Source organism: Dolichospermum sp. DET69 (assembly GCA_017355425.1).
In the GTDB taxonomy this organism is placed as follows: Bacteria; Cyanobacteriota; Cyanobacteriia; order Cyanobacteriales; family Nostocaceae; genus Dolichospermum.
Genome location: CP070233.1, coordinates 557,059 through 573,423, shown reverse-complemented (window position 1 = coordinate 573,423; position 16,365 = coordinate 557,059). Strand labels below are relative to the sequence as shown.

Here is a 16,365-nt window from a genome sequence, read left to right as displayed (position 1 = left end):
CCCCCTTTTTAAGGGGGGTTGGGGGGATCTAAACGTTGTGGGGCAACTCTAGAACCCACATTCCGCACCCCCTAGTGTCACAATCGGTAATTTCGGATTTTTGAATACCTTTAATGATAATTTTGATACAAAATTGTCGAAATCTCAGGTGGCGATCGCCAATCTCAAATCCCCAAACGACCATTTTTCGTTGTGTGACAGTTTAGGGTGCGGAAGGTGGGCTAGAAGACTTGTGTGTACACCGTAGCTTATCAATGGGGGAAACCGGAAAATCATGTTCCCTCCCCTTAGAAAGGGGAGGGTTAGGGTGGGGTAAATTTTTACAACAACCACCAATAGCGAATTGGCATGATTCAATATTTTGAAAAGGTTTATTTTTTCTACTTCAGCAAACCCTACTTAATTTTCTGTTTAATGAAAGTCACAATTTGATTAAGCTGTTTTTTCAAGCTGTCAATTTCTCCTTGCATATTGACAATTTTGTCATTTAGTAATTTTATCTGGGCGGATGAATCTACGCCATTAACAGCAGCTAGGATAGTTTGTTTGTTTACAGAATCAACTGGAGATGTATTTAAGTCTGGGCGCTCCTTTTTCGACTTAACCATTGCTGACTTAATAGCCCCAATGAGTTGCTTTTGATCAAAAGGTTTGCCTAAAAATTCAAAATATTCAAATGGTTCTACAAATTTTTCCGTTACCTCTTCCTTGCGGCCTGACATAATGACTAAAGGAATTTTCCGTAACTCTGGTTGAGCTTGAATATTCTGAAAAACCTCCCAACCACTCATTTTTGGCAAGAGGAAATCCAGCATGATCAAGCTGACTTTTTCCTTACGCATCAGGTTGTATCCTTCCAACCCATCCTTTGCTTCTATCACCTCGAAATTACCCGGAGGTAACATTTCTCGTACTTTCACCCTGACAACGGTAGTGTCGTCAATAACTAAAATTTTGTTACTTGCCACAACTGATTACTCTACTAAAAATTTTATGTTTAGATGCCTGATTACCGACTACTCTTAATAATTCTCTCACTATATCCAAAATTTATGTAGATTGGGGAAGAGTATTTTCTGACACAAATTCCAAAAAACATTAGTGCTGTATGAAACTTCTACTGACATTATGATCAATTTGCATCATAGTTATATAGACTACACAGAAATAATATTTATGTAGTTAAAGACTTATTAACCTAAGTTCCCAGTTAGGGGTATGGTTAAAACCACACTACCGCTATGTAAATCGTAATTACGCCCTCCCACTTTTTGCTTAACTAACAAATCGTTATATGAATTCTCCACAACAAGTTGATATCAAGTCAGAAATTATGACGATGCCTAGCTGGTTGCGCCGTCCTATTGGCAAAGCTAGTGAAATCTCTACTGTCCAACGGATCATTAAGCAGCGACAAATTCACACAATTTGTGAAGAAGGTCGCTGTCCGAATCGGGGTGAATGCTACGCCCAAAAAACAGCGACTTTTTTATTAATGGGTCCAACTTGCACCCGCGCCTGTGCTTTTTGTCAAGTAGATAAAGGTCATGCCCCAATGGCTTTAGATGCGGAAGAACCGCAAAAGGTCGCAGAATCCGTCCAGCTTTTAGGATTGCGGTATGTGGTGTTAACTTCTGTAGCCCGTGATGATTTAGCTGACGGGGGAGCAAATCATTTTGTCCAGACAATGGAAACTATCCGCTACCTTAACCCCGAAACTCAAATTGAAGTGCTGACATCTGATTTTTGGGGGAGTGGCGGTTTAGCAGGGCAACGTCACAGCTTAGAAATGATTATTAAAGCTCAACCAGCTTGTTTTAACCATAATGTCGAAACTGTCCGCAGGTTAACCCCGACGGTGCGCCGAGGGGCAAAATATGACCGCTCTTTGGCTGTATTAGCAACAGTTAAGGAATTTAATCATCAGATTCCGACAAAATCAGGTGTGATGGTGGGACACGGAGAAACTATCGAGGAATTGATGGAGACAATGGCGGATTTGCGATCTGTAAACTGCGATCGCCTCACCATTGGTCAATATATGCGTCCTTCATTAGAACATCTACCCGTGCAAAAATATTGGACACCGGAGGAATTTACAGAACTGGGTAACATAGCTAAGGATATGGGATTTAATCATGTCCGTTCCGGTCCCCTGGTTCGCAGTTCCTACCATGCAGGGGACACACATCTCTAGACAGGATGCTAAACGTGATCCGATCCCCCTAAATCCCCCTTAAAAAGGGGGACTTTGAAGAATTTAGCCCCCCTTTTTAAGGGGGGTTGGGGGGATCTAAACGTTGTGGGGCAACTCTAGAAGACTTGTGTGTACACCGTAGCTTTTTAAGGGGGGTTGGGGGGATCTAAACGTTGTGGGGCAACTCTAGAAGACTTGTGTGTACACCGTAGCCTTAATAAGGGGGGAACTAGAGTCAAAGTCCCCCTTTTTAAGGGGAATTTAGGGGGATCTGAAAATATTTGATACACCATAAGATACTTTTAAAACATCCTCTTACAAAAATATTTCTAAAGAATTTGCAAAATTGGCGCTTGAGTTTGCTATTTCTTAAAAAGTCACTAAATTTAGGAGAATCGCTTATGACCGCTAAAAGTAAACCTGCTGCTAAACCTTCCTATGTTTTCCGTACTGGTTGGGCATTGCTACTTTTGGCTGTTAACTTTTTAGTTGCAGCTTACTACTTCCACATTATTGATTAGGAGACTTCCAAATAAAAAATATCCCAAATTTTCTTGTGGTGCAGGCATCTTGCCTGCTAAATAATACAAGGACGGGCAGGATGCCCATCCCACAAGATTGGATTATTTTTTTTGTGGAGTTCTCTAAAAGTAGGCTGGTGCTGCTTAAATCGTGCCTTTGAATAAACCCTTGGGGCGAATAAGCAGTACCAAAATCATAATTAATAGGGCTACACCTTGTTTATACTGTGAACCTAGCCAAGGGGTGCTAACTTCCTGGGCAATACCAATAATAAAGGCTGCGGCGATCGCTCCGTAAGGATTGCCAATTCCTCCCAAAATTACCGAAGCAAATAAAGGTAAAATCAAAAACCAGCCCATATTCGGACGCACCGCTGTAATTAGCCCGTACATACTACCACCCAAAGAAGTGAATGTTCCAGCAATTACCCAAGTCCAGAGAATTACTCTATCAACATTAATACCAGAAACTCTAGCTAAATCTAAATCATCAGCTACTGCCCGCATTGCTTTACCAATTTTGGTATTTTGTAGCAAATAGTGCAGCGATAAAATCGCCAAAATAGCTAATCCCAGTACCAATAATTGATTTTGTGGTACTTTTAAATTCCTAAATTCTAAAGCCGGGATAACCGGCAAATTATAGTTTTGGTTTTTACCTCCCCAGAGAAAAATAATTCCATTGCGGAGGAACAAAGCCAAACCAATAGAGATAATGATCAAAGTTGTCGAACTAGCACGGATAGACCGCATTTTTGACCACAGCAACTTTTCCGCTAGTAACATTCCCCCTACTGTGCCGAAAGCAGCCACGATCATTGATAGCCAAATATTTAGACCTATACCATTGACCATAAGCGTCAGATAAGCACCCAATGTGAGAAAATCACCGTGGGCAAAATTAGACAACCGCAAAATCCCATAGGTTAAAGTGAGTCCAACCGCTGCTAGGGCAATAATGCTACCTACAGCAATACCATTGATGATTAATTGAGCAAATTGTTGTATATCCATAAATTATCAAATTACCGTGAAATTATTGTAAATTTTGGAACTTACTATTTGGCAAATTAAGTAGGTGAACCGAAAAATTTAAATGTATGTGAAGAAAAGTAAAATCGCCCAAAACTCTCTTCCTGTTCCCTGTTCCCTGTTCCCTGTTCCCTGTTAAGAGTTCCCTGTTCCCTTGCCCCAACGACAATTTTTAACGCCAACCTACTTACTAGTAATTGATTGTATTTAATCACTTTTGGGATCTTCGTCACATTCAGCCCTGCCAGTTATAGATTATATATAAAAAGCATTTGTAAGTTAATATACATAAATGCTGTTTACATTTTTATTTGTAAGCAGGATATTTTTTCCAGCGGTCTAGTTGAGAATGCAGCAGTCTTCAAGCTTACCAGAACGAAACTCACAAATAAACGAAAAGCCCCTTTTGACAACAATTAAACATCTGCGGTATCAATTATGGCTAGAAAGCAACTTGAATAAGTTGCAAATTCGTCTCCAGGATTATCTAATTTCTGTGGCTACTACCACTACATCAGGAATAGCTACAGAAGCAGAAATTTTCCAAATAATGGTCAATGAACTGCACACAGCTTTAAGTGATAGTCTGATTTCGTTCACCCCGTGTATCGTAGCTATTGCCATATTTGAACCACAGCAAATAGTTGGTCAAATCTCCTATATTTCCCATTCATCATCATTAACTCCTAGTTTGGAGATAATAGAGCAGAGGCTAACTTTGAGATTGAATAAATCTATCAATCTTAAAGATGTAGAGCAAATGGAGACTCAAAAATCCCAAACTGCTTGGTATTTATTTGAAAATCCTCAAGGGATGAAAGGATGGTTAATTATTCATACAAGCAATTTTTCATCCAATTGCAATTTATTGAAAGATGCTTTCTTGTATCTAAAGTTGCAATTAATCACAAAAACTGTGGGAAATTGTCGTACAGCATTAGCACAACTTTTACAAATACAATCTTTGCAGCAACATTCTCAACATTTAGCTAATTTTAATCAAGAGCTAGAACGCACTAATCAACTCAAAAATCAGTTTTTGGCGAATACCAGTCACGAAATCCGCACCCCTCTAAGTTCGATTATTGGTTTTACTCATTTACTATTGGCACAGGGTTACGAACCTGACAAAGCCCGTCATCAAGAATATTTACAGATCATTCAATCCAGTGGTAAGCATTTACTAGCAGTGATTAATGATATTTTAGATCTCTCTAAAATTGAAGCCAATCAACTAGAAGTGGAATGGGAAATTATTGATATTTCTACCTTATGCCGGAATGTTTTAGCTTTGGTAAAAGAGAAAGCTGCTAATAAAGGTTTAACACTGCGTTTAGAAATTGAGGCAGATATTAAAGATATCATGGCTGATCCTTTGCGACTTAAACAAATGCTATTGAATTTACTTTTCAATGCTATTAAATTGACCATAAAAGGTACTGTTGGCTTACAGATTTCTAGTCAAGATAGATTTTTGCGGTTTACAGTTTGGGATACTGGTATAGGTATCTCTTGCGAAGATCAATCTCGACTATTTCGACCCTATAGTCAAGTAGTCAATTCCGCAACTGGTCGTAATGAGGGGACGGGTTTGGGATTAGTTGTGACTCAAAAATTGGCAGAAATTCACGGTGGTTATTTAGAGTTAGAATCAGTAGTTGATCAAGGTTCTCGGTTTAGTATCTTACTACCCCTCAAACCAATAGAAAAAGTTTTAACAGCTATAGAAATAACAGCAGAATATGATTTACAAGTAGTCAGTCATCCTTGTGCTGATGACAGTATGACTTCTCCACCTGTAATTTTGCTGGTAGAAGATGATTTACCCAATGGAGAATTAATAGGGATTTATTTGCGAAGATTAGGATATCAAGTAACTTGGGTAAAGAATGGGGCAGAAATGTTGAATAGTCTCGAAGAAATAGAACCAACAGTTATTTTAATGGATGTAAGTTTACCGGATACTAATGGTTTAAATTTGGTGCAGCAATTACGAGAAAATCCTAAATATCAGCACATACCAATTGTTGCTCAAACGGCAATGGCAATGAAAGGGGATAGAGAACGTTGTCTAGCTGCTGGTGTCAATGAGTATATTTCTAAGCCGATAGACTTACAACTTTTAGCCCATTTGATGGACAAGTATAGCAAGTTGATTTTATTCTAAATTCTGATTTATCGAACAGGGGTAGGGGCGTATTGCTATACGCCCCTACAGAAGCTTGCTTCGGTGCAGGGTATCCCCGCCTGATTGATTCTGACTCCTGACTCCTGACTCCTTCTTCAAATTTACATTAAACTTTGATTTTTCGTTTTTACCCGTTGATAAAGTTCCTCCATTGTTTCAATAAAAGAATTATCTTTGTGCCAAAAAGCTGGAAAATCGCCTTGTTTCTTCACAAGAATTGCCGAAACGCCACTGGAACTTGAGACTTCTATCGTTTGAGGTAAACGCTTTGTCCCTAACCAAAACTCTCTCACACTTGGCTTTTCAGAAACAGATTGTTTTTCTAGCTTGGGATAAAACGATGCAGAAGATTCTAAACTAACTTCTTGAGCATTCAATTCCTGTGCTAGTGCTTTACCCAAATTAGAATTAGCCAGTTTAGACTGAAGTTCATCTTTCGATAAACCTCGCAATTCAAATAACAGAAAGGGATTATTATCCAATTGAGAAGCAACTAAATAATAAACACCAGCTATATGTTTACAAGGATTAGCATAATCTGGACAGGAACATTTAGTTTTAAAGTCTTCACTACTATGCGGTAATAAATGTAATCCCAATTCCTTAAAAGTATCTTCTATATTCTCAGGTACTTCATTCAGTAATAATCTAGAAACAATACTAGCTTTAGATGATAGCTTTTGAACAGCTTCATTCCAACTACTTTTAGCTATTTCTTTAATTTCAATGGAAATTTTATAAGTTGGTTCTTTATACACACCAAAGTAAGGATTAACAGAACCTCTAACTTTAGCCGTGATATGATTTTGCTCTATTTCAAAATTTAGGACTTTACCATTGTTGGCATAGGAACGTCCTCGTTGCAAACGACCATCATCAGTAAAATCTTCCAGTGCTTTAATAAACCTATCACCCCACCATGTTCGACTAAATTTAACCATAATATTTTCCTCCAGTTTTACTCCAAAATTGCACTTTTATTTAAAGCAATAAGTTGTTTAAAAGCATCATTATCCAACTCTGTCAACCAAGATTCATCGTTACCGACAACAGCAGCAGCGAGTTTTTTCTTATCTTCAATCATCTGGTCAATTTTCTCCTCTAAAGTCCCAATAGCCACAAATTTATGCACAAACACATTCTTTTGTTGTCCAATCCGAAAAGCTCTATCTGTGGCCTGATTTTCAACTGCGGGATTCCACCATCTATCAAAGTGAAAAACATGATTAGCTTTAGTTAAAGTAATCCCGACACCACCTGCTTTTAATGATAATATAAATGCAGATGCTTCTGTATCAGGTTCTTGAAATTCAGTAATCATCTTTTCTCGACGTTGCCGGCTTGTGCCACCATGTAAATAGTAAGTATTGCAGCGTAAATTCTGTTTAAGATACTTTTCAATCCCTGCACATACTTCCGTAAATTGACTAAAGATGAGTAAACTTTCACCTTCAGAAACTGCCTCATCTACCATTTCTACTAAGCGACTAAGTTTGTGAGAACGTTCAGTCGAAAATTCACTATTATCCTGTAAAAACTGAGCCGGATGATTACAAATCTGTTTTAATTTCATCAAAGTAGAAAGAATCAATCCTTTGCGTTGAATTCCCTCGACTGTTTTTAATTTCTCTTCTACATCTTTAACAACTACTTCATATAATGAAGCTTGTTCTTTAGTTAAATTGGTGTAAAGTTTTTGTTCAACTTTATCAGGTAAATCATTAATAATAGATTTGTCTGTTTTTAACCGACGTAAAATCAAGGGTTCAACTAATTTCTTCAGCGTCGTTGATTTGACTCGGTTATTATCTTTTTGAATGGGAACTTCAAATGATTTACGAAACTGTGCTTCTTTACCCAAATAACCAGGATTGAGAAAATTAAAAATTGACCATAAATCTAGCAACCGATTTTCCACAGGAGTTCCTGTTAAAGCCAGACGGTGTTTAGCAGAAAGTTTAAGAATTGCTTTGGTTTGTGCAGCTTTGGGATTTTTAATATTTTGCGCTTCATCTAAAACAATCCGTTGCCACTCGATACTTTGTAGGAGCTTTTCATCTTTGCGAGCTAAAGTAAAAGAAGTGATGATTACATCCTGTTGTTGACAAGCCTGTTTGAAATCAGCAGGGTTTTGTAAGCGATCGCTCCCGTGATGTATCATACTCTGAAGATGAGGCGCAAACTTAACAATCTCTTTCTGCCAATTCCCAACCACAGATGTAGGTGCAATTAACAGGGTTGGTAGCACAGAATCAACTGACTCCCTCTCCTGCACAAGTCTAGCAATTACCTGTACCGACTTACCTAAACCCATATCATCTGCTAAACAGCCATTTAAACCCAACCTTTCCAAATATTCTAACCACGCAACACCACGTTTTTGATATTCGCGCAGATTACCTTGTAGATTTAGCTGGTCAGAAATTGGCTCTAATCTACTTTTATCTTGTAATTTCGCCATCATATCTGACAGAATATCATCATGTTCAATATCCCAATCTTCTCCAGATTCGGCATTACGTTGCAGAAATTCCAGCACAGACATCTCTGGTTTTTCATCACCATGAGACTGCCAAAATTCTAGTAATTGCTGCATTTTGTCTCGGTCTAATTCCATCCATTGACCGCGAAAATGCACTAAAGGAGCTTTAGCATTAATTAATTGTTCCCACTCTTTTTTGGTGACAACTTCCTCACCAATTGCTAATTCATATTCATATTGCACCAAAGAATCTAAACCAAAATAGCTTTTTTCTTTGCCTTTAGTTACAGAACGACTTTTACCGGCAGCCTTGAGTCGCAGTTTAGCACGACGACGACCAGTAGGAGTATACCAAGCGGGAACAGTAACTTTAAAACCCGCATCTTCTAATACCCAAGCACTTTCTTGGAGGAATGAAAACGATTCTTCTAATGTTAATTCCATTCCCATGGGACTATCTGTTTCTAATCCTTGCCATAATTTAGGAAACATCCGCGCCGCATATCCTAAATTTAACAACAAATTAGTTTCAAAGTTTTCACCATATTGCTTGTGTAGACCTGTTTTAGTTTTTTGACTCATTGGCCAATAATCTGCCAAAGGTAACTTGAGAGAAGGGTCTTGTTTACTAGATACCAAAAACTGCATTTGCCAGTTATCTATTTTTTCAGCAGCAGGGGAATTGAGTTGAAAACACAGATAAAAGGGTAATTCTGATTGGGAACGAGTAATTTTATTTTTCCATGTTTGCCATTGTTTATATTCTTCTAAGTTGACATTTACTTTGTGAAAATTATGCTGTTGAGAAAAACAATAGTAAACTAAGGAATCTGTAATTTGTTTATCAAAGGCAGCAGTTGATGATGTGTGAGTAACTATATTATTGAGGATAAATTCAGAAAAATGGCGTAATAATGTTTCTTGGTTAAAAAATTCAATATTCTCAGTTTTTACTGTTGAACCTGCCACACAAATCAATGGCATATATTCAATATATTTTTGGATATTGGCTTCATATTGCTCAGAAATAATTGACCATCCACCATAGATTTCAAATGCAGGTGGAATCGTTTTTTTAGTTTTGCTGTTACTTTTGGGTTGGGGAAGTTCTAATTCTCGATATTTCAGAGTAGGAATATATTGGTCTTTGAGGATTATTTGTTTAAATGATTGCGTATAATGATACCAAAATAATAAATCTGAGCCAAGTTGAATTTCACTCAGGTTATTAATTGCTAAAAAATGGATATCGTTAAGTAGTCTAATAATATTAATGGCTGGTATATTACTTTTGACAGAACTTAAAGTTTCATAACAATCTACTTGCCAATATTGAAATTCTGTGTATTCTTCTGGTGTTTCTATTTCTAGATATTTAATTAATTCTGGTGAAGGTAAAGGTTGATTATCTGCGGTTGGCAGTGCAAAATATTTGCTAGATATACGTTGGTTTAATTGCGGTACAGGTTCTTTAATTCCCAATTCCTGGGCTAAAAAATTGATTAAGTCACCCTTGGCTAGATGTCCAGGATGAATTTGTTGTTTAGGGTCTAATTTCTTTTTGAGTATAGGCGTTTCTATCCACAGATAAAAAGAGCCTGACTGAATAAATTCGGTTTCTGCATTTGGTATCCAAGTGCCATGAACGATTTTCATAGCTTTATTCCTATAATGTATGAAAATAAACTTTAATATTTAGCATACATGGATTGGGTGAGAATATCTTGAAAACGCTAAGAATATGCCTAACGGTAGGTCATACTTGTTCGGCAAGCCCTACGTAGGCTGGGCAATGCCCACAGTACTAGGACTTACGCACGCTCACTAACTTGCCATGATATGAATGAACGAAATTGCCTCGTTTTCGGCTTTGGGAATAACTTATTGAGTAGGGTGTGGTTCGGCAAGTGTTACAGTGAGCAGTTCGACAAGCTCACTGTAACACCTGTCGAACTGCTCACCAACCACGTCAGATAGAGGAAATCTGTTTATTTTGGGTTTTTGTAAATGCCAATTAGTTGATTGCTCGTAGGCATAAGCTACTTGGCATGGGAAACGAGTTAAGGGGTTTACGAGTTAAGGGGTTTACGAGTTAAGGGGTTTACGAGTTAAGGGGTTTACGAGTTAAGGGGTTTACGAGTTAAGGGGTTTACGAGTTAAGGGGTTTACGAGTTAAGGGGTTTACGAGTTAAGGGGTTTACAAGTTAAGGGGTTTACGAGTTAAGGGGTTTACGAGTTAAGGGGTTTACGAGTTAAGGGGTTTACGAGTTAAGGGGTTTACACCGTAAACCCCTACGACTGACAAATTAAGGAATATGAATTAAATAAAGTGCAAAAGTAGGGTGTGTTAGCGACAGCGTAACGCACCATTTCAGGTTAAGTCAGAATTGCAGGTTATTAAATTTGCGTTCCTAAGCAATTTTAGATTTTTGTAAATGCCAATTAGTTGATTGCTCGTAGGCATAAGCTACTTTGTATGGGAAACGAGTTAAGGGGTTTACACCGTAAACCCCTACGGCTGACAAATTAAGGAATATGAATTAAATAAAGTGCAAAAGTAGGGTGTGTTAGCGACAGCGTAACGCACCATTTCAGGTTAAGTCGGAATTGCAGGTTATTAAATTTGCGTTCCTAGAGTTAAGTAGTAGCTACAAGATTTTCTCCTTTGAGCATTCGAGAAGCTGCTTCTAAAAGCGCTTCTTCTAAATAAGGTTTCGTAAAGTAGCCACTAGCTCCCAGTTGTAATGCCATTTGTCTATGTTTGTCAGCACCACGAGAGGTGAGCATCGCAATAGGTAAATGGCCGAAAGAACCATCTTTCTGAATCCGTGAGAGAAATTCTAGTCCATCACAACGGGGCATTTCAATATCACAGAAAACGATATCGCAAGGTAAACCAGAACGAAGTTTATCCCAAGCTTCTTGGCCATCGCGGGCTTGTTCTACACGATAACCAGCTTTGGTAAAGGTAAGAGATAGAAGTTCTCTAACTGTGATTGAGTCATCAACAATTAATACTGTTGTTTCTATTTTTTCAGCGGGAACAACCTTAATTGATGGTAATCCTGGGTGCTGCCAATTGCCACCAATATGTTTAGACATCTTACCTTGAAAGATATCAATGATTTCTAGCACGTCAGCAATGGGCATAATCATGCCGTCACCAAGAACTGTAGCACCAGCTACACCACTAGGTTTAGGTGCTGGCCCCTCAAATTGCTTAATTACAATTTCTTGTTCACTCAGGACTTGATCAATTTGTAAGGCAATCATTGTATTACCTGAGCGAACAATGATTACAGAAATCATGTCATCCTCTGTCTTAGTACCATAGACGTTTCCACGACTAAGCTGACGATTAAAAACTAATATTTCTTTTAACGGTTTGAAGGGAAGGATAGTCTCTCTCCAGACAATAAATGATTCTCCATCAGCATCTTGCTGAATGTTTTTGGCGGAGATATTTAGGGTATCCTCTACACCATCCATTGGAAAAGCGATTCTGGTTCTATCACAGATGCAGAATAGGGCTTTACAAATACTCAGAGTTAGTGGCAGACGGATAGTAAAGGTAGTTCCTTGACCTAGTTTGGAGTCAGTACCAACTGTACCGCGAATTTCGCTAATATCGTTGTGGACAACGTTCATGCCCACACCTCTACCTTTGATATCGTCTACTTCATCAGCGGTGCTGAAGTTAGGGAGGAATAAAAGTTCATAGGTTTCAATCCGAGATATGGTTTTTGCCTGTTCGGGGGTGAGGATACCTTTTTTAACTGCCTTATTTTTAACTTTTTGATGATCAATACCTGCGCCGTCGTCACTGACGGAAATAATCGTTTGGTTTCCTTGTTGTAAGGCGCGAATGCTAATAATACCTACAGGTGATTTACCCCCTGCTTGACGCACTTCTGGAGTTTCGATTCCGTGGGCGATCGCATTATTGACCATGTGAGTCAAAGGATCTGTAAGATGGTCTAAAATCATTTTGTCAACTAAGGTATCAACACCTTCTGTGACTAACTCTACTTGTTTGCCATATCTAATGGCATTATCCCGCACTCCTCGCCGCAAACGATCAATCGCTTGGTTAAATGGCACCATTCGGGCTTTTGTCAATCCTTCTTGTAGCTGACTAGTTGCTTGGCGTAACTGTCGCGCTACCTGTTCTGTTTCTTCGGTAACAAAGTCAATATCACTGGCTGACTCCCGGACTCGCACGATGAACTCAATCATTTCTTGCGCCAGGCTATGAAAAGGCGTAAACCGATCCATTTCGATTTCGCTAAACCCACGATTATGGGAATGACCAGATGAGTTATCAGATTCTCTAGAGCGGCGACTGGATAGGAGAGAGGCTTCCAAGAGCGATCGCTCGTAATATTGCTGCATCCTTACTCCCACATCTGAGAGGTGTTGTACCTGAACCAAGAGGCTATCTAGTGACTGTCGCAGACGTTCATGATCCTGCTCTAATGTATTACGATTTACCACCAACTCCCCAACTAAGTTACTCATATCATCCAGTTGTTTAACTGGAATCTTCATACTTTCTTCTTTTATCGTCCGTCGAGTCATGGGACGGGGGATTTTACTGTTAGAAGTTTTCTGTGATGTTGCTGAAGAGCTAGATATTGTTTTATCAGCCTGTTCTAACAAATCCTCTAATTCACTAAATTCATCTTCTAGTCCCAAGTCTGAAAAACTATTTTGAGATTTAATTACCGCAGGTTGAATAATTGCCGGTGGCGGTGAAATTATCTCTAATTTGTTGTCTTCATTCTCACCCAGCAACGCTTCTAATGCTGCAAAATCTTCATCTTCAATAGATTCCTGATTAGTAATTTCTCCTGATGCTGCGGCTAAAAATGCTTCTATTCCTGCAAACTCATCCAGTGAAGATTCCTCTACCAGATTTTCTTTGGCAGGTTCATTTAAAAGTGCCTCTATTCCTGCAAACTCATCCAGTGAAGATTCCTCTACCAGATTTTCTTTGGTAGGTTCATTTAAAAGTGCTTCTATTCCTGCAAACTCATCCAGTGAAGATTCCTCTACCAGATTTTCCCACTCTAATTCTGTAGAAGTTTCACCCACTACAAAAACATCTGCGGCTAGTTCTGTTGTCGAATCTGATTCTAGTTCTAAGTTAAACTCAGCAAAGTGTACAGTAAAATCTAAGTTAGATTCTGCTTCAGCAAATATTGCTAAATCATTCCTATCAGTGTTTGTAATCAAGTCTTCAGAAACATCACTTGAAGAACTTGTTATTTCTGCTGCCAACAAGATTAAATTGTCATCATTGCTATCTTCAAGAATCTCAACTAGTGGGATATTTGCCGTTTTTTCTGGAGATTGATAAGTAAATTCTGGTATTGAATTAAGTTCTTCTGGAGATTGGGAAAAATTATTAATTTCTGGCAAAAATAATTCCCTAGATTCAACTATGGGAACATTGCTAAAACTAGAGTTTGTGGCAATAACATCATCAAATAGATTATCTGTGGCTTGCGCCCCGCTATCGGTATCTGATGTAAAAAATAGATCGAAAGATTGTTCTTGCTCTTGAAAAATTAGATCAAACTCTTTTTTGTTTAAACTATTACTTCTAGTTGATTGTTGATTTTTTGCCACATTTTCAACTGACGCACTAAATAGACTTTCCTCTAATTCTTTAGCTACATCTTGATTACCTGAAGCAGTGCTTTCTGAGTTAGTTGTGTTTAGATCATCCCAGAAGTTATCTAGATTATCTACTGAATTAGCAAGATTAGTTGTTATTTCTGGTGTACTAAATAAATCATCAATTTCACTTATTGACAGTGGAGTATTTTTTTCCAGTTCTGCAAATATATTATTTAATGATAAACTTTCTGGTGCTGGTGGTTTTGTTTTTGATATTTTTATGGTTGTGGGAATAATTTCTGCGGTCGAATTGGCATCTTTATTTACCTTATCCTTAGCATTTTCGGCTGCCGATAAGAAGGAATCAAAACTGATTTCCGATTTTGTCGCTGTTTCTGAGATAGCCAGATTTTCTGGTTCAGTATCTCCAGCATATTGATCTTCTAACAAGAAAGAATTATCAAAACTGATTTCCGATTCTGTCGCTGTTTCTAAGATAGCCAGATTTTCTGGTTCAGCATCTCCAGCATCTTGATCTTCTAACAAGAAGGAATCAAAACTGATTTCCGATTCTGTCGCTGTTTCTGAGATAGCCAGATTTGCTGGTTCAGTATCTCCAGCATATTGATCTTCTAACAAGAAAGAATTATCAAAACTGATTTCCGATTCTGTCGCTGGTTCTAAGATAGCCAGATTTTCTGATTCAGTTGTTTCAGCCGTAAACAATAATTCATCATCTGCGGTGAATGTTAATAACTCTTTCAACTTATTATTGCTAGTTGCCCCATCTTCAGGATTAGGCTGACGAGATTCTCTGGAAATCGAGATTAATTCTAGCAATACATCATCTGATGGAAATTGTGAATCTGTATTATTTGACAACAGATTACTAGATTCTATAGGTTGAAAATTAACTGTTGACTGTTGCAGATTTGATAAAGATATATTCTCCGTTTCTAAGAAACTTTCATCAAAGAAGAGAGTTAAATCCTCTTGATGATTTGCAGTTATTGCCTGGTTATCGTCATCTTCAAAGAAGAGTAAATCAGCTAAATCATGATTATTATTTTCAACTTCACTATTGGTAATTGGTAGGGGCGAACGGCCGTTCGCTCCTACTTCTAGTATTTCTTCTTGTTGCCAAGTATCATCTAAATCAGGTGTATCACCTTCAAATAAATCAGCAAGAGTGTTTAACTCAGAAAGTCCGATCTCTGAAGAATTGTGAGTGAAGATTGATTGATGATGATTAAACAAAGGTTGATCAGTAAATTCAATTGTGTTAGTGATATTTACTGATGCTACTGATTCTAAATTTAGTTCTGTTGAGTCTGTAAATAAAGTTTCCCCAGTTGCTGTTTCCTCGAATTCCAATAACGACCGTTGTAGGAGCGGGAACAGAGTTTCTAATTGTTGACTAATAGCAATTTCCGCATCTCTATTTTGGAGAACTAATTCTTGAGCCTGTTTAATCTCAGTAATAATAATTTTGGCTAAAGTCAGATAACTATTATTAGGATTGGATATAGCCAGGGCTGCCGATTCACACAAACCGCACCAATTTGATAAATTTAAGTCTCTGCCAATTTTTGCTAATTGGTAACAGCATTCTTGCAAATTTTCGCGAGAATTCCCTAAGTTAGTTTGTTTAAACTGTTGCAACATTTCCCGAAGGATTTGTAACACTTGAGTTTGAAACTCTGTCCAATCCTGATTTTGTTTAGTTGTTATAGGTAACTTCTGTACCTGTGTGGGAACAGCTACATCTAGTTGTAAACGGGTCACAGGTGAGTTATTGAAGCTTTTTGCTCCACCATTTCCCTGCTTTAACAGTATTTCTATATGCTCATTCAGCCATTGCATGACTGGTTCAGTTTTAGACATCAAAGCTTGAGCTTTTTCCTCTGATAACCCAAAGGGATTGCCAAGATTGTCTATTAGAGCTTTTAAGGTATCACATATATCCAGAAGTAAAGATTCTAACCTTTGGTCTACTTGAATAGGATGTTCTTTCAGAATTTTGAAGCAATCCTCAAGTTGGTGGGATGTGTGTTGAATACTACTCAAACCCAACATAGCCGCACCACCTTTGATAGAGTGGGCTGCACGGAAGACTTCATTAATCATTTCTGAATCGTTCAGGGTACTTTGGAGATTCAGTAAGCCCTGTTCGATGGTGTTCAGGTGTTCTCTAGCTTCTTCGAGAAAGTAACCTAAAATCCGTTGTTGTTGTTCCGGCTGCATAGTTAGTTAGGGTTTGCTGAATAAGTCTTTTCGTGAAAGCGCAGCGTGGCGTAAGCCATGGGCTAGGAGTCAGGAGTCA

At 38.2% G+C, this 16,365-nt stretch carries 8 protein-coding genes; 3 read left to right on the top strand and 5 right to left on the bottom strand.

Translation table 11 applies throughout. The annotated features are described in order from the left end of the window. Positions 1-395: 395 nt before the first annotated feature. Positions 396-968, bottom strand: coding sequence for a response regulator (locus EZY12_02820; GenBank protein QSX68651.1), 573 nt, complete (start codon positions 966-968; stop codon positions 396-398). Between the two features lie 326 nt (positions 969-1,294). On the opposite strand from EZY12_02820, the gene lipA reads away from it, so the two are divergent. After that, a complete protein-coding gene (gene lipA / locus EZY12_02815) occupies positions 1,295-2,197 on the top strand; it encodes a lipoyl synthase (GenBank protein QSX68650.1) in 903 nt (300 codons plus the stop codon). A gap of 401 nt (positions 2,198-2,598) precedes the next feature. Beyond that, positions 2,599-2,718, top strand: coding sequence for a photosystem I protein PsaX (locus EZY12_02810; protein QSX68649.1), 120 nt, complete (start codon positions 2,599-2,601; stop codon positions 2,716-2,718). Between the two features lie 144 nt (positions 2,719-2,862). On the opposite strand, the gene EZY12_02805 is transcribed toward EZY12_02810, so the two are convergent. Next, positions 2,863-3,732, bottom strand: a complete 870-nt coding sequence (locus EZY12_02805; protein ID QSX68648.1) for a branched-chain amino acid ABC transporter permease — start codon at positions 3,730-3,732, stop codon at positions 2,863-2,865. A gap of 367 nt (positions 3,733-4,099) precedes the next feature. Here EZY12_02805 and hrmK point away from each other — a divergent pair, with 367 nt between their 5' ends. Beyond that, a complete protein-coding gene (gene hrmK / locus EZY12_02800) occupies positions 4,100-5,917 on the top strand; it encodes a hybrid histidine kinase/response regulator HrmK (protein ID QSX68647.1) in 1,818 nt (605 codons plus the stop codon). Between the two features lie 122 nt (positions 5,918-6,039). On the opposite strand, the gene EZY12_02795 is transcribed toward hrmK, so the two are convergent. The 3 genes from EZY12_02795 to EZY12_02785 form a co-directional block, all read right to left on the bottom strand. After that, positions 6,040-6,879, bottom strand: a complete 840-nt coding sequence (locus EZY12_02795; protein QSX68646.1) for an SWIM zinc finger family protein — start codon at positions 6,877-6,879, stop codon at positions 6,040-6,042. A 17-nt stretch (positions 6,880-6,896) separates the two neighbouring features. Next, complete coding sequence (locus tag EZY12_02790) at positions 6,897-10,076, bottom strand: DEAD/DEAH box helicase (GenBank protein QSX68645.1); 3,180 nt, start codon at positions 10,074-10,076, stop codon at positions 6,897-6,899. A gap of 981 nt (positions 10,077-11,057) precedes the next feature. Next, positions 11,058-16,286, bottom strand: a complete 5,229-nt coding sequence (locus EZY12_02785) for a response regulator (protein ID QSX68644.1) — start codon at positions 16,284-16,286, stop codon at positions 11,058-11,060. Positions 16,287-16,365 lie beyond the last annotated feature (79 nt).